This is a genomic window from Pseudomonas sp. E1BtOHC1 (assembly GCF_058744285.1).
The window spans coordinates 6,031,356-6,054,567 of record NZ_CP196023.1; the positions used below are offsets into that span (position 1 = coordinate 6,031,356).

A 23,212-nucleotide genomic window follows, 5' to 3' on the forward strand; every position below is an offset into this window, starting at 1 on the left:
GAAAAGTAAGTCCACCGTGGCGCTACAGGCCACAGAGTTTGAGCAGTGCGGCGGTATCCAGATGATGCTCCACCAGGTCCGCCAGACGCTCGATATCGCGTTCGCGCAAGGCGTGGTAATCCACCTCCTGCACATCCTGCAGACCCGCCCAACGCAACAGTGCACCACAGGCTGTCGGAGCCTCGAACAGACCATGCAGATAGGTGCCGAGGATCTGCCCATCGACGCTGCAAGCGCCATCACTGCGACCGTCCTCCAACTGCACCGCAGGCTGCTCCAGGGCCGGGCCGCGAGTGACGCCGGCGTGAATTTCATAGCCACTGACCGGCGCAGTCTCCAGGGTCAAGCAGCCGCTGACGTTACGCAGCTGCTTCTCTGCTTCGAGCACGGTCTCAAAATCCAGCAAGCCCAGGCCCGGGCTGGAGCCCGCCGCGCCCTCCAAACCCAGTGGGTCGTGCAACTGCTTGCCAAGCATCTGCAGTCCACCGCAGATCCCCAGCAGCTTGCCGCCATAACGCAGGTGCCGGGCGATGGCCCGGTCCCAGCCGTTGGCTCGCAGATAGGCCAGATCGCCGCGTACGCTTTTCGAGCCGGGAAGAATGATCAGGTCCGCGGCGGGAATCACCTGCCCTGGGCCGATGAACTGCAAGTCCACCTGAGGATGCAGGCGCAACGGATCGAAATCCGTGTGATTGCTGATGCGCGGCAGCACCGGCACCACCACCTTCAGCACTTGATCGACCTTGCCGGCCTGGCGCTGGTCGATGCCGTCCTCCGCCTCCAGATGCAGGTCCATGACATAGGGCAGCACGCCGATCACCGGCTTGCCGGTACGCGCCTCCAGCCAGTCCAGCCCCGGCTGCAAGAGCGCCAGGTCACCGCGAAAACGATTGATGATGAAGCCCTTGACCCGCGCCTGCTCGCTGGGCGAAAGCAGCTCCAGAGTTCCCACCAGATGGGCGAACACCCCACCACGATTGATATCGGCAATCAGCAGCACCGGACAGTCCACCGCTTCGGCAAACCCCATGTTGGCGATATCGCCAGCCCGCAGATTGATCTCGGCCGGAGAGCCGGCCCCCTCCACCATCACCACCTCATAAGCGCCTCGCAGACGCTCATGGGAAGCCAGAACCGCCTGCATGGCGATGGCCTTGTAGTCGTGATAGGCCACGGCATTCATGGTGGTGACGGCCCGGCCGTGAATGATCACCTGGGAACCGGTGTCGCTGTTGGGCTTGAGCAGCACCGGGTTCATATCGGTGTGGGGCGCCAGATTGGCCGCCTGGGCCTGGACCGCCTGGGCCCGTCCGATCTCACCACCATCGGCGGTCACTGCACTGTTGAGCGCCATGTTCTGCGGTTTGAACGGCACCACGCTGACGCCCCGGCGCAACAGCCAGCGACACAGGGCGGTCACTAACGTGCTCTTACCGGCATCCGAGGTGGTGCCCTGTACCATCAGCGTGCTCATGGATAGTCCTTGCGATAAGCCTGCAGCGCCTGTTCCAGGCGCGCCCAATCGGCATCGTCGGCGGGCAGGCCGAAGCGCAGACTGCTGTTGTGGGCAAACAGCCGCAGGAGAATGCCGCGCCGCGCCATGAATTGATAAAGCCGCTCGGCCTCGGCGGTGATCAGCCATTGGAACAGCGCACAGCCGCCTTGGGGCTTGAAGCCATGCTGCTCCAGGACTTCACTCAGACGCTCACTGGCCGCCTCACTGCGCAGACGTTGCCGGGCATGGCCCTCGACATCCCGAAGACAGGCCTGCCCCAGCACCCGGGTAGGCCCGCTGACCGCCCAGGGGCCAACCTGCTCCGCCAACAGCCTGAGCAACCGGCGCTCGGCCAGGACAAAGCCCAGGCGTACTCCGGCCAGCCCGAAGAACTTGCCGAATGAACGCAGGACAATCAGCCCCACCTGATGGGCATGCCGGGCCAGGCTCAGTTGCGGGGTGTTATCCATGAAGGCTTCATCCACCACCAACCAGCCACCGCGCTGGGCCAAGCGGGCGTGCCAATCCAGCAGGCGCTCCGGCGTCAGGCTCAAACCGGTGGGGTTGTTGGGGTTGACCACCACCAGCACATCGAGGCTGTCGAGAAAGAAATCCACTTCCTGCTCCAGTACCTCACGCACCCGATAGCCACTGCGCCGCCAGGCCTCGGCGTGCTCGGCATAACAGGGCGACAGGACCCCAACCTTGCCCGCCCGCCGCAGCCGCGGCAGCAGTTGGATCGCCGCCTGGGAACCGGCCACCGGCAACACCTCACTCGCGCCGTAGTAGGCGCAGGCCGCTTGCTCCAGGCCGTCATCGGTTTCCGGCAGGCGCGCCCAGGCACGCAGGGGAATGGGCGGCAGGGGAAATGGCCAGGGCGCCAATCCGCTGGACAGATCCAGCCAGGCCTCTTCGGCGATTCCGTGTTCCTGGGCCGCCTTGCGCAACCTTCCACCGTGCTCAAGCATAGAATTCAGCCCCCAGGCACAGAATCAACAACCACAGCCAGACACCTCGCTGCACCAACTTCCAGCCGCGATCGATGGAGTCGGCACTCGCCGGCTCGCCTTCGCCCAGTTGCGGGCGCTGGTGCAACTCACCGTGATAAATCGCTGCGCCGCCCAACTCGACCCCCAGGGCACCCGCTCCAGCCGCCATCACCGGGCCGGCATTGGGGCTGTCCCAGGTCGGGCCCTGGCGCCACCAGCATGTGAGCGCCAGGCGGGTCTTGCCCAGCAAGGCATAGGTCAGGGCCACCAGCCGTGCAGGAATGTAATTGAGCAGGTCGTCGATTCGCGCCGCCGCCCAGCCGAAACGCTCAAAACGCTCGTTGCGATAACCCCACATCGCATCCAGAGTGTTGCTCAGACGATAGAGCACCACCCCTGGCGCGCCGGCCACGGCGAACCAGAACAAGGCGGCGAACACGGCATCGCTGCCGTTTTCCAGCACCGATTCAGTGGCTGCCCGCGCCACTTCGGTGGCGTCCAGCTCACGGGTCTCACGGCTCACCAGAAAGCCGACCCGATGCCGGGCTTCATCCAGGTCGTCACTGCGCAAAGCCTGAGCCACCGGCTCGACGTGCTCGCCGAGGCTGCGAAGACCCAGGGCGCAATACAGTGCAACGATCTCCACCAGCCAACCGATGTAGGGCAGCCAGGACAGGGCCGTGGCCAACAGGGTCAAGGGCAGCACCGCCAGTACCCAGGCCGTGACCCCATGGCTGCGCCAGCCTCGGCCGGCGGCGTTGAAACGTTGCTCGATACGATCCGCCACACGGCCAAAGGCCACCAGCGGATGCCAGCGCTTGGGTTCGCCCAGCAGCGCATCCAGCGCCACCCCGGCGACACTCAGCAACGCCACACTCATTGACTCACTCCCCAGTAATTCTCATACAGCAACTCACTCAATGGCCGGGGTTGCGCCCAGCCCTGCAGCGCCAGCATCGGCGCCGGATAGAACTCGGTAACCGGTCCCAGGCACAACACGGCCAAGGGTTTGGCGCCGGCGGGTAATCCCAGCAGATCGGCCAGGGCCTGGGGCTCGAACAGCGAAACCCAGCCCATGCCCAGTCCTTCGCTGCGGGCTGCCAGCCAAAGGTTCTGAATGGCACAGGACAGCGAGGCCAGGTCCATTTCCGGCAGGGTCCGCCGTCCAAAGACATGCCGCTCGCGCCCATCCATCAACGCCGCCACCAGCACCTCGGCACAGTCATTGATGCCTTCGACCTTGAGCTTCATGAACTCGTCGGAACGCTCCCCCAACGCCTCGGCAGTGCGCACCCGCTCCTCCTCCACCAACTGCTGGATTCGTCCACGCAGTGGTCGATCGCTGATACGGATAAAGCGCCAGGGTTGCATCAACCCGACACTGGGCGCCTGATGCGCCGCTTCCAGCAAACGCTGCAGCAGCTCGGGCGCGACACTGCCACCGGCGAAGTGACGCATGTCCCGGCGTTCGGCAATGGCGCGATAAACCGCCTCACGCTCCGCCGCAGAAAACCCCTGCTCACTCACCTGCCACGCCCTCTGCAGAAGCCGGCACGAACAACGCCGCCACCGCCGCCGGATTGGACGGAAAGTAAAAGTGCACATAGGAGGCAGTCATCCGCCCATCGCGATACACCGCTTCCGCACCACGACCACCATTGGGACTGATGCCACGGGCAATCGGCTCGAGTTGCGTGCTGGTCAGGGAATGATGATAGGTGTGGCCACGCAAGCTGCCCTCCGGCAACTCCACCGCTTGCAAGGCCAGGGCCGCCAGGCGTTTTTGCATCACGGCATCGCCGGGCAGCAACCCCAAGAGATTGGCACGCAGCCCTTCGACGTCGGTCAGGGAGTCCAGCAAATACAGCATGCCACCACACTCCGCGAGCAACGGCTTGCCCGCACCATGGTGAGCACGAATAGCGCCCAGCATCGCGGTGTTTTGCGCCAGTGCCTGATGGTGCAATTCGGGGTAGCCACCGGGCAGGTACAAACTGTCCGCCTCCGGCAACTCGGTGTCATGAATCGGCGAGAAGAAGCTCAACTGCGCGCCCATGGCCCGCAACAGATCCAGGTTGGCGCCATAGGTAAAGGCAAACGCCTCATCCCGCGCTACGGCGATTCGCACACCCGCCAGCAAAGGCTCGCAGGGCTCCGGCGTGGGTGCGGCAAAGCTCACTGCCGGCGGCAGTGCCACTTGGCAACTGCTGGCCAGGGCTGCAGCGGCGGCATCAAGACGCAGGTCCAGATCATTCAGTTCGCTGGCCTGCACCAGCCCCAAATGGCGGCTGGGCAGCTCGATGTCAGTCTCCCGGGACAAGGCTCCATACCAGCGCAGTCCCTCGGTGAGGCTGCCTTCAAGCAACTGCGCGTGACGCAAGGTGCCTACCCGGTTGGCCAGCACCCCAGCGAACGGCAGGTCCGGCTGATAGCGGGCCAGTCCCAGGGCCAGCGCACCAAAGGTCTGGGCCATGGCGGTGCCATCGATCACCCCCAGCACCGGGACTCCGAAATGCCGTGCCAGATCGGCGCTGGAGGGCGTGCCGTCGAACAGCCCCATGACCCCCTCGATCAGAATCAGGTCCGCTTCGCCCGCAGCCTCCCAAAGCAAGCGGCGGCTTTCTTGCTCCCCGACCATCCACATGTCCAGCTGGTACACCGGAGCACCGCTGGCTCGCTCAAGAATCATTGGATCGAGAAAATCCGGACCGCACTTGAATACCCGTACCTTGCGCCCCTGGTTGCAGTGCAAACGGGCCAATGCCGCGGTCACGGTGGTCTTGCCCTGGCCGGAAGCCGGTGCGGCGATCAATACCGCCGGGCAATGACGAACATCGGTCATGAATTCACACTCACAGCTCAACACCTTTCTGCGCCTTGATACCGGCCTGGAACGCATGCTTGATCATGCCCATTTCAGTGACGGTATCCGCCAGCTCGATCATCTCCGGCTTGGCGCCGCGGCCGGTTACCACCACGTGCTGCATGGGGGGACGGGCCTGCAGGTCACTGAGCACCTGATCCAGATCCAGGTAGCCGTGCTTGAGGGCGATGTTCAACTCGTCGAGTACTACCAGGCCAATCTCCGGGTCGTTCAGCAGCTCCCTGGATACCGCCCAGGCCGCTTCGGCCGCAGCAATGTCGCGCTGGCGATCCTGGGTTTCCCAGGTGAAACCCTCACCCATCACGTGAAACCGCACCTGCTCTGGAAAACGCCGGAAGAACAACTCTTCGCCGGTGCTGTTACGGCCCTTGATGAACTGCACCACGCCGCACTGCATACCGTGGCCCATGGACCGCGCCAGCATGCCGAAGGCCGAACTGCTCTTGCCCTTGCCATTGCCGGTCAGCACCAGCAACAAACCACATTCGTTGGGCGAGTTGGCGATGCGCTCATCGATCACGGCTTTTTTGCGCAACATGCGCGCCAGATGGCGTTCGTCACGATCGGGGGATTCACTCATGGGGCAGCTCTCCGTTGGGGCTGGGGAACGGCGGGCAGGAAAAGAAAGAGACGGCGCTAGCCTGGCATCGCCCACCGTGATGCCGTTGGATGGATCAGGCCGGTCTCCGGGCTCATGAGGGGCATCGCTGCCGGGCTGCGCGCCTTCCCATGTCATCGACACAGTGGCATCTGGCACAGCCTTGACTCATCTACCGTTGCGGGGGCAGCGCCGGAATCGTTGCCGTGTCCATCGCTGGAACAGGCACTGACCGGCTTCCCTGTTTCACTCTGTCGACCACGGGCCACAGAGCACCTGAAACAAGTCGCGAAGGTTAGAGGGTTGGGGGTGGAGCGTCAATTAAAGCCGGCCGTCGCACATCGCACAAAACTGCACTGCATCAACAAACTGGCGCCAATCTTGTGCCACACTCAGAGCAGTGATATCAAATAGCCACATTCCGGGACCCAGGTCCTGCCACACAACAATAAGGGGTGAGTTCGATGCAAGGCATGATCATCAGCAATCCAAAGCTGGAATTCCTGCGCCCGATGCTGGAACGCTGGTTCGATTGCATTGACCGCTACAACGCAGTCCGCGGCGATAACGAAACCCCGTACTGGTTCGATGAAAAGGCCAACCTGGGATTACTCTCCGCGGCCGCCTGGATGGCGGAGATGATCAGCCTGGAACACAGCCCCAGCAAGAAGCAGCAGGAGGAAGGTGCTCGCAACGCTCGTACCGACCTGTACCTGGCCACCAAGGACGAACGCGCTTATATCCAGACCACTCAGCGCTGGCCACGGGTCAACAGCCTGCACCTGACCCAGCCATTGCTGGACATTGCCAGTGACGCCAAAAAGATCAGCTATCCCAGCGACCTGAGGCTCGGCTGCCTGTTTGTAGCCCCGCAAAAAGCCCAGCACAGCGCCTCTCCCGAAGAACTTCAGGACATGCTGGACGAGTTGCAAAAGGAGCACTGCTGCGCCGTAGCCTGGTACTTCCCCTACGCCTACCGCAAGCTGCATAACGAAAGCGGCCACTACCATCCGGGGATTGCCGTACTGTTCAAGGAGGCCCGCTGATCAGGCGGAACCATCGACTGGCTATGCTCCTCTATGACTACGACGTTCGTGCACTCATAGGGAAATCAGCATGCTCAAGCTTCAACACACCTTGCTTATCGTTATCGCCGCCGGCCTCACCGCCTGCGGCGAAACCTCCAGCCTGCAAGTCTCAGACGGCACCGGACCGAACCCCAAGCTGCCGGAACCCAATCCCACGCTGATCCCCACGGTCAATATTGCCCCTGCCATCGGCTGGCCCCAAGGCGCAAAACCCACGGCCGCAGCCGGCACCCAGGTTGCCGCCTTCGCCGAAAACCTCGACCACCCACGCTGGCTGTATGTATTGCCCAATGGCGATGTATTGGTGGCTGAAACCAATGCACCACCCAAGCCGGATGACAGTCAGGGCATTCGTGGCTGGATCGCCGGAAAAGTAATGGGCCGAGCCGGCGCAGCCGTCCCCAGCGCCAATCGCATTACCCTGTTGCGGGACCAGGATCACGACGGCGTGGCGGAAACCCGCAGCCTGTTCCTGGAGAACCTCAACTCCCCCTTCGGCATGACCCTGGTGGGCAATGATCTGTATGTGGCGGACACCGACAAGCTGCTGCGCTTCCCCTATCAGAACGGTGACACCCACATCAGCGCAGCCCCCACCAAGGTGCTCGACCTCCCCGGCGGCACACTCAACCACCACTGGACCAAGAACGTCATCGCCAGCAAGGACGCAAGCAAGCTGTATGTCACCGTCGGCTCGAACAGTAACGTTGGGGAAAATGGCCTGGATAAAGAAGAAGGCCGTGCGGCCATCTGGGAAGTGGATCGCGCCAGTGGCAAGCATCGCCTGTTCGCCACCGGCCTGCGCAACCCCAATGGCCTGGCCTGGGAGCCGGTCAGCGGAGCGCTATGGACCGCAGTCAATGAGCGCGACGAAATCGGCAGCGATCTGGTTCCGGATTACATCACCTCGGTCAAGGACGGGGCTTTTTATGGCTGGCCCTTCAGTTACTACGGGCAACACGTGGACGTGCGGGTCAAGCCACAAAATCTCGAGCAGGTGACCAAGGCAATCGCTCCGGATTACGCCGTAGGCCCACATACGGCCTCACTGGGCCTGACCTTCGCCGAAGGCAGCAAACTTCCCGCCCCCTTTACCGAAGGCGCCTTCATCGGCCAGCACGGGTCCTGGAACCGCAAGCCCCACAGCGGCTACAAGGTGATATTCGTGCCTTTCAGCGCGGGCAAACCCCAGGGACAACCAATCGACGTACTCAGCGGCTTTCTCAATGCCGATGAAAAAGCCCTGGGGCGCCCGGTCGGGGTAGTCATCGATCAGCAAGGAGGCCTATTGGTCGCCGATGATGTCGGCAACAAGATCTGGCGGGTATCCGCCGCCAAGGCGCCCTGAGTTCAGCGCTTGCGGCACAGGGTCAGGCCATCCCCCAGGGGCAGCAGTGACAAGTCGATGCGCGAGTCATCCTTCAAGGCACGATTGAGCGCCTGGATGGCTCGGGTATCCTCACTGGCGGCATTCGCCTCCAGCACTCGCCCGCTCCATAGCGTGTTGTCGAACACCGCCAGCCCCCCAACTCGCAGCAAACGCAGGGCGAACTCCAGGTAGGCCGGGTAATTGGCCTTGTCCGCATCGATAAAGATCAGATCGAAAGACTCAAGCGGGCCCGCCTGCTCCAGGCCAGCCAGGGTCTCCAGCGCAGGCGACAGGCGCAGGTCAATACGCTGGTCGACTCCCGCCTCCTTCCAGTAACGACGGGCGGTGGCATTGTAGTCACCGGGAATGTCACAACAGGTCAACGAACCGTCGTCGGGTAGCGCCTGAGCCATGCACAAGGCGCTATAGCCGGTGAAGGTCCCGACCTCGAGGATCCGGCGAGCACCGGTGAGCTTGATCAGCAGCGCGAGGAACTGCCCTTGTTCCGGCGCCACTTGCCAGCGCGCATTGGGCAGCGCCTGGGTTTCGTCACGCAAACGACGCAATAGGGGCGTCTCACGCAGTGAAACGTCCAGCAGGTACTGATAAAGGGCATCGTCGAGGTTGAGAGTACGAGCAGTCACGAGCACCTCGACAGGGAAGGCTTATGGATTGTGCGCCAGATGTTCCGGCTGCAGTACACGCTTGGCGCTCAGGTAGGCCTTCTGCCAATAGGCCTTGGACAGACTGTCGAGCTTAACGGTGCCACCTGTGGCCGGGGCGTGCACGAAACGTCCTTCGCCAACATAAATCCCGGCATGGCTGACCTGAGAACCGCCATTGGTGGCAAAGAAGATCAGGTCACCGGTCTGCAAGGCATTCTTGCCCACATCCGGCGCCTGCATGCCAATCATTTCCCGAGTCGAGCGCGGCAAGGAAATACCAGCCGCATCACGGTAGACATAACCAATCAGACCGCTGCAATCGAATCCGGAGTCCGGAGTATTGCCACCCCAGCGATAAGGCGTGCCTACCAGGCCCAAGGCGCGAAACAGCACGTCTTCGGCAACCGGAGAAAAAGCCTGGGAGGAGTTGAATACCGGAGCACGTACCACAGGCGCCGGAGGCGGTGTACGGCTGGCGCAGGCACTGAGCAGTGCAGCGAGGGCAATAAGCGCAAAACGGGCCGAGGTCGACATAAGCTGAACAATCCTGATCGGGATGCGGCTTTCTCTGCCGTGGTACTGAAAACAAAACCGCGTAAGCAGGGCTTACGCGGTTAGTTTCAACAATAGATCAGGATTCTAGCGTCTACACGCCAAACTTCAAGTAAGACTTTAACTTCGCCCTACAAATGGTCTGCTTATTTACGTGCAGTGACTACAGTCGGCGCCATGGCGAGGGCTCGCTTGGCTTCGATGAAGGTCTTGCTCCAGTAGCTGTCACCCAGGCTATCGACCCGCACGCCGCCACTGCGACGACTGCTGGAGTGGATGAACTGATCATCCCCCAGGTAGATACCGGCGTGGCTGACGCGCCCACGGCCATTGGTGCTGAAGAACAGCAGATCACCCGGCTTGAGGTTGTTGCGTGCGACCAGAGGAGCCTTGACGTTGATCATTTCGCGAGTGGAACGCGGCAGGTTCATGCCCGCCTCTTCGCGAAACAGATAACCGATGAAACCGCTGCAATCGAAGCCGGCCTCCGAGGTACCGCCGAAACGGTAACGGGTACCGATCAAGGACATGCCGCGCTCGAGGATGCTGTCAGCCAGAACTGGCAACTGGTAAGGCTTGCTGTCAGAGAACTCTGCCAGTTCCTTTTCAGTTGCCAGCTCTTCCTGGTAAACAGCGGAAGACTGGTTTTTTGCGGAGACTTGAGCCTGTTGCACGGGCTGCTGCTGAGACACCGGAGTGTGAGAAGCGCAACCAAACAACAGGGTAACGAGTGCGAGAGGCACGAGGGGTGCGAAGCGATTTAGCATGGGCACGACCGTGGCTTGAAATAAAAGAAGACGCGACTATGCCTTCTATCGCCCTCATTTGCAAATTCAATCGATCAGAATGTGACTTATGAGTTTCTTCCGTACATCTAAGGCTTTAAGCCCATTTTAAGTTCGCCCGCCTCTGGAAACCCTTCCAAAGGTGCGTTTTCTGGCGCCTGAAATATGCCGAACGCATACCAGGGAAACTCTGCAGGCCCCGGTTTTACCAGCCTAGGGTCTCTTTCAGGAAGGGAATGGTCAGTTTGCGCTGAGCTTGCAACGAGGCCTGATCAAGACGTTCGAGCAGCTCGAAAAGAGCACTCATGCTGCGAGTGCCGCGAGTCAGAATAAAATGCCCGACTTCATCGGTCAGGTGCAGTCCACGACGGGACGCACGCAGTTGCAGGGCACGCAATTTATCTTCATCGGAGAGCGGACGCATCTGGAAGATCAGCGCCAGGGTCAGACGGGACTTCAAGTCCGCCAGCTTCACTGGCAACTCTCGGGGCGAGGTCGAGGCCGCGATCAGCAAGCGTCGGCCACTGTCGCGCAAGCGATTGAACAGATGGAACAGTGCCTCTTCCCAATCCGCCTTGCCGGCCACCGCCTGCAGATCATCCAGGCAGACCAGTTCGTACTGTTCAAGGTTGTCGAGAATCTCGATACCACGATCCAGCAACTCTGCCAGCGGCAGATAAACCGCAGGCTCCCCCAACTGCTCGAAACGCAAACACGCCGCCTGCAGCAAGTGAGTACGGCCTACGCCGTCCTTGCCCCAGAGATAGATCAGGCTTTCGGTCCAGCCGGCGTCGGCTTCGCATAGGCGCTCGACGTAGCCGAGTGCAGCGGCATTGGCGCCTGGGTAGTAGTTGATGAAGGTGGCGTCATCACGCAGACGCACACCTAGGGGCAGCTGAATCGGTTTCATGCTGACTGAACAGTTCCAAAGGAACCGTTAGTGGCCTCTGTGTAAAGTTTGCAAAGTTTATACCCGTGACGCCGAGCGCACAATGCAGCAGACCACAAGCAAAATCAAAGGTTTGCGTCAGTCGAAACGGGCTGAAGGGGATTCTTTGACAGCCTGGACAGCAGCAGGTCGATAGTCATGAAGGAACGCCCGCCCGGGGCGCCCCTAATCATCTAGCCCTTCGCCACCCTTACAGTTCGGGGTCTTCAGCACCACTGTAGAGGTCCGAGTCCTTGTACAGGTCGTGCACATGGCGTACCAGCACCATGATCACTGCCGCCACTGGCAGAGCCAGCAGCACCCCGGTAAACCCGAACAGTTCGCCACCAGCGAGGATGGCGAAGATTACCGCCACTGGGTGCAGACCAATCCGGTCCCCCACCAGCAACGGCGTCAGCACCATCCCCTCCAGCGCCTGCCCCACCATGAATACCGCAACGATGCCGAGCATCGGGTACAGGTCGCCACCAAACTGGAACAGACCGGCAATCAGCGCCGCGCCAATACCTATGACAAAGCCCATATACGGCACGATCGCCGCCAAACCGGCAATCAGCCCAATCAACAAGCCCAATTCGAGCCCTACCAGCATCAGCCCTGCCGCATAGATCACCCCGAGAGCCAGCATCACCAGCAATTGCCCGCGGACAAACGCCCCCAGCACCTCGTGACATTCACCCGCCAGGGACATCACCCGCTCCTCGCGATTGCGCGGCAACAGGCTACGGATCTTGGCCATCATCAGGTCCCAGTCCCGCAACAGGTAGAAGCTGACCACCGGGATCAGCACCAGGTTGGCCAGCCAGCCGATCAGCGCCAGACCCGAAGCGGTGGCCTGGCTCAGCACCACACCCACAATGTCCGTGGTCTGCCCCATATGCTCGCTGATGGCAGCCTTGACCTTGTCGAACTTCCAGAAGCCATCCGCCAGCCCCAACCGGGACTGCACCCAGGGCATTGCCGAGTGCTGTACCCAGTCGAGCATCTGCGGCGCCAACTCATACAATCGCAGCAACTGCTTGGCCAGCATCGGCACCAGTACCAGCAGCAGTGTCATCACGATCAGAGTGAACAGCGCAAACACAGCCACCACGCCCCAGGTACGGGACAGCCCCCATTTTTCCAGGCGATCCACCAGCGGGTCGAACAGATAGGCCAACAACAGCGCCACCAGGAACGGACTCAGGATCGGGTGCAGCAGGTAGACCAACCCACAGACCAGGAGCACTCCACCCAACCAGACCCAACGACGCGTATCAGCCATAAACCACTCCTGCTTCTATATAGAAGGAAATCAACCTGCTACCAACGAAAGCGCAACTGCGCCTGTGTCGCCGCAGCAGCGGCTGGCGCCGAGCCTTGCGCACCTTGCACAGGCACCTGAGGCGCCAGCGCCTCACCAGCCGGAATCTCTTGCAGCTTGGCCAGGGACAACTGCGCCCGCAGTTGCTCCGCGCTGCCGTTGACCCGATAGACGACCCGGTCACCGTCGATACTCTGCAACTGCGCACCGAAAGGCTCCAAAAGGTGCCCCAAGGCTGCGTAGTGCTCCAGGGTCATGCCCTGCACTTCGAGCAACTGCTCGCTGGAAACACCAGGACGGGTAACGAAACGCGGCGCCAGACGCTGACTCACCGCAAGCAATACGCCATCCGCCAAAGCAGCGGTATCAGCCCCCTGAACGGTGCCCTGCTCTTTCTGATCGCCGAGCCACAACCGCCACTTGGCCTGCCATTGGCCGCCCTCTTCACGAGCATGTACCGCCAACAGCGCATCTGCACCATAGCGCTCAGAAGCTTCACGCAGCGGAGCCGGATCGGCGCCTTCAAGATTCGGCGCCGTCGCGACAATCTGCTCATCCAGGTCGCCAAGAGGCAAACGCAAAGGCAAGCCACGATGCTGAGCTGCTCGCCGCAGGGGCGCGGCACTGGCCTGTCCATCCCCGACCAGGCTGGAGCCCTCGGTTGAATCACTCAGCCACCAGCCAAGGATCGACGGCCGGTTGCTACCCCACAACGACAGCCCCGCCTGGCGCAGGGCACGATCGGTGCTGACCGGATCGAAGTCCACCTGCAAGCTTTCCGGCGGCCCGGCGTCATAACCATACTGGCTGATGATCTGCTGCGGGCCCTTGCGGATCGCAGCCAGACCGGGCCCTTGTGCAGCCTTGGCGTCGCCAGTGAGGCGCAGCACCAGGGTTTCAAGTGCTCGCTGGGTGGCCTGGTCGCGCTCTTCGGGCGACTGACTGCTCACCGGCTCACGCACCTGATACAAGCCATTGAGGGTTTCGGCATGACTCGCCAGGCTGACCAATGACAAACAGCCCACAAATAGAAATTTACCCAGACGCATGGAAGATTCCCGACGACAAAAAACGATTGAAACAGCACCCATGAACCGCTGCGAGCAAGGCTGTGACCACAAGCCCCGGCAAAACATTCACCCGTCGCCCGATTGTTTTCGCACTGTCATAACGATAGCCACTTGAGCGCTATACCTTATACAGGCATGGGCAGGAGCACCAACACGGCCAATCGCGGTTTTTTTAACAGGATATGCCTCTACCCGTCGGCCCGAGGATGGCCGCTGCCCCTCAAGCCTGATAAAATCGCGCGCCTTCGCAGACCGGCATCAGCTGGGCACCCTGAAACCCTTTTGCAGTGTTTCGGCAGGCTCTCTGGTTCGGTCGATACCCCTGAATCCCCCCTAAAGGCCTGGATCATGAGCAAGCAACCCTCCCTGAGCTACAAAGACGCCGGTGTAGACATCGACGCCGGTGAAGCATTGGTCGAACGCATCAAGAGCGTCGCCAAGCGCACTGCGCGCCCGGAAGTCATGGGCGGCCTGGGCGGTTTCGGCGCCCTCTGCGAAATCCCGGCCGGCTACAAACAACCTGTACTGGTTTCCGGTACTGACGGCGTCGGCACCAAGCTGCGCTTGGCCCTGAACCTGAACAAGCACGACAGCATCGGCATCGACCTGGTGGCCATGTGCGTCAACGATCTGGTGGTTTGCGGCGCCGAACCGCTGTTCTTCCTCGACTACTACGCCACCGGCAAGCTCAACGTCGACACCGCAGCCCAGGTAGTGACCGGCATCGGCGCCGGCTGCGAACTGTCCGGCTGCTCCCTGGTGGGCGGCGAAACCGCTGAAATGCCAGGCATGTACGAAGGCGAAGACTACGATCTGGCCGGCTTCTGCGTCGGTGTGGTGGAAAAGGCCGAGATCATCGATGGCTCGAAAGTCGCCGCCGGTGACGCCCTGCTGGCCCTGCCATCTTCCGGTCCGCACTCCAACGGCTACTCGCTGATCCGCAAGATCATCGAAGTTTCCGGTGCCGACATCGAAAGCATCCAACTGGACGGCAAGCCACTGACCGACCTGCTGATGGCCCCGACCCGCATCTACGTCAAACCACTGCTCAAACTGATCAAGGACACCGGCGCGGTCAAGGCCATGGCCCACATCACCGGCGGCGGTCTGCTGGACAACATTCCACGGGTACTGCCAAAAGGCGCCCAGGCAGTGGTCGACGTCGCGAGCTGGCAGCGTCCAGCGGTCTTCGACTGGCTGCAAGAGAAAGGCAACGTCGACGAGCACGAAATGCACCGCGTACTGAACTGCGGCGTGGGCATGGTCATCTGCGTCGCCCAGGACCAGGTCGAAAACGCCCTGAACGTTCTGCGTGAAGCCGGCGAGCAGCCTTGGGTCATCGGCCAGATCGCCACCGCAGCCGAAGGCGCGGCCCAGGTCGAGCTGAAGAACCTCAAGGCCCACTGATGCAAGAGCGGATGTCGCCGACCTGTGATGTTGTGGTGCTGCTGTCCGGCACCGGCAGTAACCTGCAAGCCCTGATCGACAACGCGCGGACCGACGACAGTCCGGTTCGCATCGCTGCCGTGATCTCCAACCGCGCTGACGCCTATGGCCTGCAGCGCGCCAAGGAAGCGGGTATTGCTACCCGCTTCCTCGATCACACCACCTTCGAAGGCCGCGAGGCCTTCGACCAGGGGTTGATCGAGCTGATCGATACCTTCCAACCGAAACTGGTGGTACTGGCCGGGTTCATGCGCATTCTCAGCGCTGGATTCGTCCGTCACTACCAGGGCCGTCTGTTGAATATCCACCCTTCGCTGCTACCCAAATACAAAGGGTTACACACTCATCAGCGGGCGCTGGAGGCCAAAGACACCGAGCACGGTTGCAGTGTGCACTTCGTCACCGAGGAACTCGATGGCGGGCCTCTGGTCGTACAGGCTGTGATCCCGGTAGAGTTGCACGACTCGCCGCAAAGCCTGGCGCAGCGAGTGCACGTCCAGGAACACCGGATTTACCCCATGGCCGTACGCTGGTTTGCCGAAGGTCGGCTGACGCTTGGCGATCAGGGTGCTTTACTGGATGGTCAATTACTGGCCGCCAGCGGCTATTTGATTCGAACCTAGGAGATTTTATGCGTCGCGCCCTGCTCTTCGCTTGTGCTCTGTTCGCCCTGCCGGTTGTGCAGGCAGCAGACCTTCACCCGTTCTCCGCCAGCTATACCGCCGACTGGAAGCAGTTGCCCATGAGCGGCACGGCTGAACGCAGCCTGGAAAAAACCGCCAATGGCGCGTGGAAACTCAGCTTCAAGGCATCGATGATGATCGCCAGCCTGAGTGAAGAAAGCACCCTGACCCTGGACAAGGACACTCTGGTGCCCCAGTCCTATCACTTCGAGCGTGGCGGTCTGGGCAAGGCCAAGAAAGCCGACCTGGACTTCGACTGGAACGCGAAGATGGTCACCGGCACCGATCGCGGCGATGCGGTCAAGCTGCCCCTGAACACCGGAATGGTGGATAAATCCACCTATCAACTGGCCCTGCAGCACGACGTGGCCGCCGGCAAGAAGACCATGAGCTATCAAGTGGTCGATGGCGGCGAAGTCGATACCTACGACTTCCGCGTCCTGGGCTCGGAGAAGGTCGACACCAAGGCCGGCCAGATCGATGCGATCAAGGTCGAGCGCGTACGCGACCCGACACAAAGCAAACGCATCACCGTGATGTGGTTCGCCAAGGACTGGGACTACCTCCTGGTACGCCTGCAACAAGTGGAAACCGACGGCAAGGAGTACAACATCATGCTCCTTAACGGCACGGTCAACGGCAAAACCGTCAAAGGCGGCTGAGTCACCACAGAATCAAAGCCCCGCACATGCGGGGCTTTTTTTTGTCCTGGATCTACCTGTCAGCCCCACCCAGGGGCTCTGGCGCAATGCATCAAAGATGAAACTTTTGTCATGAAACTTCCGCCACTGCGGCGAAATGTCACGGTTTTCGCGGGCTGCAGGATTGTCGCCGATCCTGCAAGGGTCTGTTGCAGATCCAGGCAATTTACTTAGCAAGCTAACAAAATATATAACAGAGTCCTGCACACGCCTTGCCGCAGATCAACAGAGATTGGAGCTAGCAGATGACTGTAAAAGTAACTGAACGCGACGATTCACATATGTCCCATGAAGGCGTAGCCGCGGGTGTACGGATCTGGGATGTGCATCAACAAGACATGCTGGTGGGCATGTTCCATTCCGAGAGCGACGCCCACAGCTACAAGGCTGAGCTGGAAAAACTCGAGCAGAACCGCGCACCCCAGAGTTCCTGACTCAACGTCAGCGCAAGAGCGCCGGGATCTCCACGCGGATCCGCGCCCGCCCCCCATAAACGACAAACCCCGCCATGAGCGGGGTTTTTCGTTACTGGAGGCTTACCACATCAGATCATCAGGGATCTGATAGGCCGCGTACGGATCATCCTCATCCGGCGCCTCTGTAGGGGTATTGAGCTGCACGATACGCCGCGGGTCACGCTCCTGGATCTTCAGCGCCGCCTCCCGCGGAATCACCTCGTAACCGCCGCCATGGTGAACGATGGCCAGGGAGCCACTGCTGAGTTTGTTGCGCATCAGGGTGTTCACCGACAGACGCTTGACCTTCTTGTCGTCGACGAAGTTGTAGTAATCCTCGGTGGTCAGCTTGGGCAGACGCGAAACCTCGATCAGTTGCTTGACCTGGGCCGCACGAGCCTTCTGCTCGGCCTTCTCCTGCTGCTGACGATTGAGCTCCTGGTCGCGCTTGACCTTCTCGGCCATGGCTTCCTGAGCTGCACGCTGCTGGGAATCGTCAAGCTCGATCTGGCCTTTATGGGCCAGGCGCTGCTGCTTCTGCTTGTCTTTGCTGACCTGCTTGGCCTGCTTTTGGTTGACCAGCCCTGCTTTGAGCAACTGGTCGCGAAGGGAAAGGCTCATGGTGCTTACTCACTTAGGCAACGGCCTCAGCCGCAGCTGGGCAAATTCTTTTCCTGACGTTTGGCTTCGCCCCACAGGGCATCCAACTCTTCGAGGGTGCAATCTTCCACGGGACGACCGGTATCGCGCAATGCCTGCTCGATAAATCGAAAGCGTCTGTCGAACTTGGCATTGGCACCCCGCAGCGCGGTTTCCGGATCGACCTTGAGGTGCCTGGCCAGGTTAACCACGACAAATAGCAGGTCGCCAATTTCATCGGTGATCGCCGCCGGGTCGTTGTCAGCCATGGCCTCCAACACTTCATCCAGCTCTTCACGGACCTTGTCCACCACCGGCAGGGCTTGCGGCCAATCGAACCCGATCTGGGCCGCACGCTTCTGCAACTTGGCGGCGCGAGACAGAGCCGGCAAGGCCACTGGCACATCGTCCAGCAGAGACAGCTGCTGCGGAGCATCGGACTTCTCTGCACGCTCCTCGGCCTTGATCTGCTCCCAGCGCTCCTTGACCTGTTCTTCATCGAGCCGCGGGATGTCCAGCGGTGCATACAGGTCCCCAGTGGGAAACACATGGGGGTGACGACGGATCAGCTTGCGGGTGATGCTGTCCACCACCCCATCGAATTCAAAGCGCCCCTCTTCCCGGGCCAGTTGGCTGTAGTACACCACCTGGAACAGCAGGTCTCCCAACTCGCCCTGCAAGTGGTCGAAGTCGCCGCGCTCGATAGCGTCGGCCACTTCATAGGCCTCTTCCAGGGTATGAGGGACGATGCTGGCGTAGTTCTGCTTGATGTCCCAAGGGCAGCCGTATTGCGGGTCCCGCAGGCGCGCCATCAGGTGGAGCAGGTCTTCAAGGCTGTACATCAGTTCATCCATTTCATGCGGGCATCACGGGGTTCGATTGCGCCGGGTCTCGATGATGTTCGGCAACTGGGATATGCGCCCCAGCAAACGTCCCAATGCATCCAGGCCCGGAATCTCGATGGTCAAGGACATCAACGCCGTGTTGTCCTCCTTGTTCGACCGGGTGTTGACCGCCAGTACGTTGATGCGCTCATTGAGCAGTACCTGGGACACGTCACGCAGCAGACCGGAACGGTCGTAGGCACGAATGATGATATCCACCGGATAGGTGAGCACCGGCACCGGGCCCCAGCTGACCTGAATGATCCGCTCCGGCTCGCGACCAGCCAGCTGTAGCACCGAGGCGCAATCCTGACGGTGAATACTGACGCCTCGACCCTGGGTGATGTAACCGACGATCGCATCCCCCGGCAGCGGCTGGCAGCAACCTGCCATCTGCGTCATCAAGTTGCCCACGCCCTGGATCTGGATGTCGCCGCGCTTGCCCGGCTTGTAGCCGGCGGCCTTGCGCGGGATCAGCTCCAGCTGTTCATTGCCGCGCTCCGGCTCCACCAGTTGCTGAGCCAGGTTGACCAGTTGCGCCAGACGCAAGTCGCCCGCGCCCAAGGCGGCGAACATGTCCTCGGCAGTCTTCATGTTGGCCTTCTCGGCCAGTTTGTCGAAGTCCACCTGAGGCAGGCCGAGACGGTTCAGCTCGCGTTCCAGCAAGGTCTTGCCGGCGGCGACGTTCTGATCACGGGCCTGCAGCTTGAACCAATGGACGATCTTCGCCCGCGCCCGGGAAGTGGTGACGTAGCCCAGGTTCGGGTTCAGCCAATCGCGACTCGGGGTGCCGTGCTTGCTGGTGATGATCTCCACCTGCTCGCCGGTCTGCAGGCTGTAGTTGAGCGGCACGATGCGCCCATTGATCTTCGCGCCCCGGCAGTTGTGACCGATCTCGGTGTGCACCCGATAAGCGAAGTCCAGCGGCGTGGCGCCCTTGGGCAGGTCGATGGCGTGTCCGTCGGGAGTGAAGATGTACACCCGGTCCGGTTCGATATCCACGCGCAACTGTTCGGCCAGGCCACCGATATCCCCCAGTTCCTCGTGCCATTCCAGCACCTGACGCAGCCAGGAGATCTTCTCTTCGTAATGGTTGGAGCCGGACTTGACGTCGGTGCCCTTGTACTTCCAGTGGGCACAGACCCCCAGCTCCGCCTCCTCATGCATCGCATGGGTACGGATCTGCACTTCCAACACCTTGCCCTCGGGGCCGATCACCGCGGTGTGCAACGAGCGGTAGCCGTTCTCCTTGGGGTTGGCGATGTAGTCGTCGAATTCCTTGGGAATGTGCCGCCACAGGGTATGCACGATGCCCAGCGCGGTGTAGCAATCGCGCATTTCCGGCACCAGCACCCGTACTGCACGTACGTCGTAGATCTGGCTGAACTCCAGCCCCTTGCGCTGCATCTTGCGCCAGATGGAGTAGATGTGCTTGGCCCGCCCGCTGATGTCGGCGTTGACCCCGGTAGCCTTCAATTCGTTCTGCAGCTGGTTCATCACGTCGCTGATGAAGCGCTCGCGATCCAAGCGCCGTTCATGCAGGAGCTTGGCGATCTGCTTGTATTGCTCGGGCTCCAGGTAACGGAAGGACAGGTCCTCCAGCTCCCACTTGATATGGCCGATGCCGAGGCGGTGAGCCAGCGGCGCATAGATATCGAAGACCTCCCGCGCAACTCGGTTGCGCTTCTCTTCGTCGGCGCTCTTCACCGCACGAATGGCGCAGGTCCGCTCGGCCAGCTTGATCAATGCCACTCGCACATCATCAACCATGGCCACCAGCATCTTGCGCAGGTTTTCCACCTGGGCCTGAGTACCGAGCACCAGGGATTGACGAGGGCTGAGACTGGCAGTGATGGCAGCCATGCGCAGCACGCCATCGATCAGTTTGGCCACCACCGGACCAAAACGCTGGCTGACCGCCGGCAGCTGGATCTGGCCCTCGCGGACGCCACGGTACAGTACCGCGGCGACCAGGGAGTCCTGATCCAGTTTGAGATCGGCAAGGATCTCGGCGATCTCCAGGCCCGTGCTGAAACTCGACACGTCCTCGGCGCTGAGATTCTTCGTCGCTATGTGTTGCAACTCAGCCTCGCGAGCGAACTCGCAGGCTTCTTTCAAGGCTTCACGGTCCAGTGCCATGTCGACGCTGACCGTATGATCGAGCCATGCCTCGAGATTGATACTGCCGTCGGTGTTGATCGGCTGGTGCGCTCTCACCTGTACCATCTTGCTTTACCTTCCCTACGACGCACATTCAATGCGTCAAATCGCTGACCTTCAACGCTCGGGCGCAGCTCGCAGGGCCAGCGAACCACACCTGAAAGATCAGTCGGATTAGACAAGCCATCCTAGCTCGCTTCGAATAACGCCATGGCCTCGACATGCGCCGTCTGAGGAAACATATCGAGGATCCCGGCACGTTTTAACCTATAGCCCTGCTTGATCAGTTCGACTGTGTCACGAGCCAAAGTTGCCGGATTGCATGACACGTACACCAACCGCTTGGCACCCAGGGTCGCCAACTGGCGGACCACCTCGAAAGCACCGTCGCGGGGTGGGTCCAAGAGTACCGCAGAAAAGCCTTCATCAGCCCACTCGGCAGCACTCAGAGGTTGGGATAAATCGGCTTGAAAAAAGCGCGTGTTATGCAAATTGTTGCTGGCAGCATTTTCAGCGGCCCGCGCCACCATGGTCGCCACGCCTTCCACTGCCACCACTTCCCGCACGTGCTGGGCTAGCGGCAAGGCGAAGTTGCCCAGCCCGCAGAACAGATCCAGCACCCGCTCCTGAGCTTGCGGCGCGAGCCACTCCAGGGCCTGGGCGACCATCGCTTCATTGACTCGCGCATTGACCTGGACAAAGTCCCCCGGCCGATACGCCAGGTGCAGGTCCCAGGTCTCCAGGCGATAGCCCAGAGCCTGCGATGGATCAAAGGGTTGCGGCTCGCCTTCACCGTGCAGCCACAATTGCGCCTGATGGAAATCGCAGAAGTCCTTGAGGATCCCAAGGTCGCTGTCGGACAACGGCGCCATGTGGCGCAACAGCACCGCCAGGGCCGAACCGCTGAACAACTCCACATGCCCCAGTGCCTGAGGCTTGCTCAAGCGTCGCAGCATGGCGGGCAAGCGGTTCATGACAGGTTGCAAGGCCGGTACCAGCACCGGGCAATCGTCGATGGCGACGATGTCCTGGCTACCCGCCGCGCGGAAACCCACCTCAAGTTGCTTGCCTTTGGCGTCCCAGCGCACCGCCACTCGGGCGCGGCGTCGATAGCCGAATTCGGGACCGCTCAAGGGGGCAGCCCAGGCCTCGGGCTCGACACCCGCGACTTTGGACAACTGCTCGGCGAGCATGCGCTGTTTCAGGGCAAGCTGTTCGGCATGAGGCAGGTGCTGGACACTGCAACCGCCGCAGCGCCCGGCATGGGCGCAGGCCGCCGGGCGACGCAGATCACTGGCGTTGAAGATGCGCTCGGCACGGGCCTCCACTACTTTGCCGTGGCTGCCCAACACCCGAGCTTCGACCTCTTCACCGGCCAGGGCACCGCTGACAAACCAGGTACGCCCTTCGACAAAGGCAATGCCACGGCCGTCGTTGGCCAGACGCTGAATCGTCAAACGCTGCTTCTTGCCCACCGGAATCTGCGGGGCCCGGCTACCGCCCGCAGGCTGGAAGCGCAGGCCTCTCTCGTGCTTAGCCATCAGTTGGGCGCATCGAAAATGCCGGTCGACAGGTAACGATCGCCACGGTCACAGATGATCGCGACCATGACCGCGTTTTCCACTTCCCGGGACAGGCGCAGCATCGCTGCCACCGCACCACCGGAAGACACGCCGCAGAAGATGCCCTCTTCCCGGGCCAGGCGCCGGGTCACGTCTTCAGCTTCGCTCTGAGCCATGTCGACGATGCGATCGACCCGACTGGCCTGATAGATCTTCGGCAGGTATTCCTCGGGCCAGCGGCGAATGCCGGGAATGGCCGAGCCTTCCATCGGCTGCAGACCCACGATCTGCACCTGGGGATTCTGTTCTTTCAGATAGCGCGAAGTGCCCATGATGGTGCCGGTGGTGCCCATCGAGCTGATGAAGTGAGTGATGCTGCCCTGGGTCTGGCGCCAGATTTCGGGACCGGTGCCGGTGTAGTGGGCTTCCGGATTGTCGCCGTTGGCGAACTGATCGAGCACCTTGCCACGGCCTTCGGCCTGCATCCGCTCGGCCAGGTCACGGGCGCCTTCCATGCCCTCTTCCTGACTGACCAGGATCAGCTCGGCACCATAGGCGGTCATCGCCGCCTTGCGCTCGGCGCTGGAGTTGTCGGGCATGATCAGGATCATCTTGTAACCCTTGATCGCCGCAGCCATGGCCAGGGCGATACCGGTGTTGCCCGAGGTCGCTTCGATCAGGGTATCCCCGGCCTGGATCTGCCCACGCAACTCGGCGCGGGTGATCATCGACAGTGCCGGACGGTCCTTGACCGAACCCGCCGGGTTATTGCCCTCGAGCTTGAGCAGCAGGGTATTGCTGGTGGCGCCGGGCAGGCGCTGCAAACGAACCAGCGGGGTGTTGCCGACGCAATCGGCGATGGTTGGGTACTGCAAGGTCATGGCGTATTCGCAATCCAGACTGCGGGGGCGCCTATCATACCGGCAAACGCCCAA

The 23,212-nt window shown here is 61.4% G+C and carries 23 protein-coding genes and 1 riboswitch; of the genes, 6 read left to right on the forward strand and 17 right to left on the reverse strand.

All coding sequences use genetic code 11. From position 1 onward, the window contains the following. Positions 1–22 precede the first annotated feature (22 nt). From ACSSVC_RS27130 to cobO, 6 genes are read right to left on the reverse strand one after another with little or no spacing between them, the layout of a single operon-like run. On the reverse strand, positions 23–1,474 hold the full coding sequence (locus tag ACSSVC_RS27130; protein ID WP_492611706.1) for a cobyric acid synthase: 1,452 nt from the start codon (positions 1,472–1,474) through the stop codon (positions 23–25). Beyond that, positions 1,471–2,463 carry a threonine-phosphate decarboxylase CobD gene (gene cobD / locus ACSSVC_RS27135; RefSeq protein WP_346632279.1) on the reverse strand — a complete coding sequence of 331 codons (993 nt, stop codon included), beginning with the start codon at positions 2,461–2,463 and terminating at the stop codon, positions 1,471–1,473. The genes ACSSVC_RS27130 and cobD overlap by 4 nt, the downstream gene beginning before the upstream one ends. Then, positions 2,456–3,364, reverse strand: a complete 909-nt coding sequence (gene cbiB / locus ACSSVC_RS27140) for an adenosylcobinamide-phosphate synthase CbiB (RefSeq protein WP_492611707.1) — start codon at positions 3,362–3,364, stop codon at positions 2,456–2,458. The genes cobD and cbiB overlap by 8 nt, the downstream gene beginning before the upstream one ends. Next, entirely contained in the window at positions 3,361–4,011 is a 651-nt protein-coding gene (gene bluB / locus ACSSVC_RS27145; RefSeq protein WP_123726934.1) for a 5,6-dimethylbenzimidazole synthase, read from the reverse strand. The genes cbiB and bluB overlap by 4 nt, the downstream gene beginning before the upstream one ends. After that, positions 4,004–5,326: a cobyrinic acid a,c-diamide synthase CobB gene (locus tag ACSSVC_RS27150; RefSeq protein WP_492611708.1), complete on the reverse strand. Its 1,323-nt coding sequence runs from the start codon at positions 5,324–5,326 to the stop codon at positions 4,004–4,006. The genes bluB and ACSSVC_RS27150 overlap by 8 nt, the downstream gene beginning before the upstream one ends. 10 nt (positions 5,327–5,336) lie before the next feature. Beyond that, positions 5,337–5,948: a cob(I)yrinic acid a,c-diamide adenosyltransferase gene (cobO, locus tag ACSSVC_RS27155; RefSeq protein WP_346632282.1), complete on the reverse strand. Its 612-nt coding sequence runs from the start codon at positions 5,946–5,948 to the stop codon at positions 5,337–5,339. 80 nt (positions 5,949–6,028) lie between these two features. Continuing rightward, a riboswitch (cobalamin riboswitch) is annotated at positions 6,029–6,261 on the reverse strand. Between the two features lie 169 nt (positions 6,262–6,430). Here cobO and ACSSVC_RS27160 point away from each other — a divergent pair. Together ACSSVC_RS27160 and ACSSVC_RS27165 are read left to right on the forward strand one after the other, a co-directional pair. Then, complete coding sequence (locus ACSSVC_RS27160; protein ID WP_346632283.1) at positions 6,431–7,012, forward strand: hypothetical protein; 582 nt, start codon at positions 6,431–6,433, stop codon at positions 7,010–7,012. Between the two features lie 70 nt (positions 7,013–7,082). Beyond that, positions 7,083–8,402: a PQQ-dependent sugar dehydrogenase gene (locus ACSSVC_RS27165; protein WP_346632284.1), complete on the forward strand. Its 1,320-nt coding sequence runs from the start codon at positions 7,083–7,085 to the stop codon at positions 8,400–8,402. A gap of 2 nt (positions 8,403–8,404) precedes the next feature. Here the strand turns inward: ACSSVC_RS27165 and ACSSVC_RS27170 are convergent, their stop codons facing one another. The 6 genes from ACSSVC_RS27170 to ACSSVC_RS27195 all read right to left on the reverse strand — a co-directional run bounded on the left by ACSSVC_RS27170 (position 8,405) and on the right by ACSSVC_RS27195 (position 13,726). Further along, entirely contained in the window at positions 8,405–9,067 is a 663-nt protein-coding gene (locus ACSSVC_RS27170; RefSeq protein ID WP_346632285.1) for a class I SAM-dependent methyltransferase, read from the reverse strand. A 21-nt stretch (positions 9,068–9,088) separates the two neighbouring features. After that, positions 9,089–9,622 (reverse strand): C40 family peptidase, encoded by a 534-nt coding sequence (locus ACSSVC_RS27175; RefSeq protein ID WP_092311761.1) that lies wholly within the window; start codon positions 9,620–9,622, stop codon positions 9,089–9,091. 164 nt (positions 9,623–9,786) lie between these two features. Continuing rightward, on the reverse strand, positions 9,787–10,407 hold the full coding sequence (locus ACSSVC_RS27180) for a C40 family peptidase (protein ID WP_102860746.1): 621 nt from the start codon (positions 10,405–10,407) through the stop codon (positions 9,787–9,789). A gap of 223 nt (positions 10,408–10,630) precedes the next feature. Further along, complete coding sequence (hda, locus tag ACSSVC_RS27185; RefSeq protein ID WP_007898944.1) at positions 10,631–11,335, reverse strand: DnaA regulatory inactivator Hda; 705 nt, start codon at positions 11,333–11,335, stop codon at positions 10,631–10,633. A 229-nt stretch (positions 11,336–11,564) separates the two neighbouring features. Beyond that, positions 11,565–12,638 carry an AI-2E family transporter gene (locus ACSSVC_RS27190; protein WP_346632286.1) on the reverse strand — a complete coding sequence of 358 codons (1,074 nt, stop codon included), beginning with the start codon at positions 12,636–12,638 and terminating at the stop codon, positions 11,565–11,567. A 38-nt stretch (positions 12,639–12,676) separates the two neighbouring features. Next, the gene (locus ACSSVC_RS27195) at positions 12,677–13,726 is read right to left on the reverse strand and encodes a DUF2066 domain-containing protein (protein ID WP_492611709.1); all 1,050 of its coding nucleotides are present in this window, start codon (positions 13,724–13,726) and stop codon (positions 12,677–12,679) included. Between the two features lie 369 nt (positions 13,727–14,095). Between ACSSVC_RS27195 and purM the strand changes: the two genes are divergently transcribed. The 4 genes from purM (at position 14,096) to ACSSVC_RS27215 (ending at position 17,011) form a co-directional block, all read left to right on the forward strand. Then, on the forward strand, positions 14,096–15,154 hold the full coding sequence (gene purM / locus ACSSVC_RS27200) for a phosphoribosylformylglycinamidine cyclo-ligase (RefSeq protein WP_123726926.1): 1,059 nt from the start codon (positions 14,096–14,098) through the stop codon (positions 15,152–15,154). Positions 15,155–15,165: 11 nt separating this feature from the next. Then, complete coding sequence (gene purN, locus ACSSVC_RS27205) at positions 15,166–15,816, forward strand: phosphoribosylglycinamide formyltransferase (protein ID WP_346632288.1); 651 nt, start codon at positions 15,166–15,168, stop codon at positions 15,814–15,816. A gap of 8 nt (positions 15,817–15,824) precedes the next feature. Further along, entirely contained in the window at positions 15,825–16,538 is a 714-nt protein-coding gene (locus ACSSVC_RS27210) for a DUF3108 domain-containing protein (protein ID WP_346632289.1), read from the forward strand. 284 nt (positions 16,539–16,822) lie between these two features. After that, a complete protein-coding gene (locus ACSSVC_RS27215; RefSeq protein ID WP_011062706.1) occupies positions 16,823–17,011 on the forward strand; it encodes a hypothetical protein in 189 nt (62 codons plus the stop codon). 102 nt (positions 17,012–17,113) lie between these two features. On the opposite strand, the gene ACSSVC_RS27220 is transcribed toward ACSSVC_RS27215, so the two are convergent. From ACSSVC_RS27220 to cysM, 5 genes are all read right to left on the reverse strand, one after another. Further along, positions 17,114–17,653 carry a DUF2058 domain-containing protein gene (locus ACSSVC_RS27220; protein WP_025127007.1) on the reverse strand — a complete coding sequence of 180 codons (540 nt, stop codon included), beginning with the start codon at positions 17,651–17,653 and terminating at the stop codon, positions 17,114–17,116. Between the two features lie 26 nt (positions 17,654–17,679). Then, on the reverse strand, positions 17,680–18,513 hold the full coding sequence (gene mazG, locus ACSSVC_RS27225) for a nucleoside triphosphate pyrophosphohydrolase (RefSeq protein WP_346632290.1): 834 nt from the start codon (positions 18,511–18,513) through the stop codon (positions 17,680–17,682). Between the two features lie 24 nt (positions 18,514–18,537). Then, a complete protein-coding gene (relA, locus tag ACSSVC_RS27230) occupies positions 18,538–20,781 on the reverse strand; it encodes a GTP diphosphokinase (RefSeq protein WP_346632291.1) in 2,244 nt (747 codons plus the stop codon). A gap of 122 nt (positions 20,782–20,903) precedes the next feature. Then, on the reverse strand, positions 20,904–22,256 hold the full coding sequence (gene rlmD, locus ACSSVC_RS27235) for a 23S rRNA (uracil(1939)-C(5))-methyltransferase RlmD (RefSeq protein WP_492611710.1): 1,353 nt from the start codon (positions 22,254–22,256) through the stop codon (positions 20,904–20,906). Further along, positions 22,256–23,158: a cysteine synthase CysM gene (gene cysM / locus ACSSVC_RS27240; RefSeq protein WP_102880559.1), complete on the reverse strand. Its 903-nt coding sequence runs from the start codon at positions 23,156–23,158 to the stop codon at positions 22,256–22,258. The genes rlmD and cysM overlap by 1 nt, the downstream gene beginning before the upstream one ends. Between the last annotated feature and the right edge of the window lie 54 nt (positions 23,159–23,212).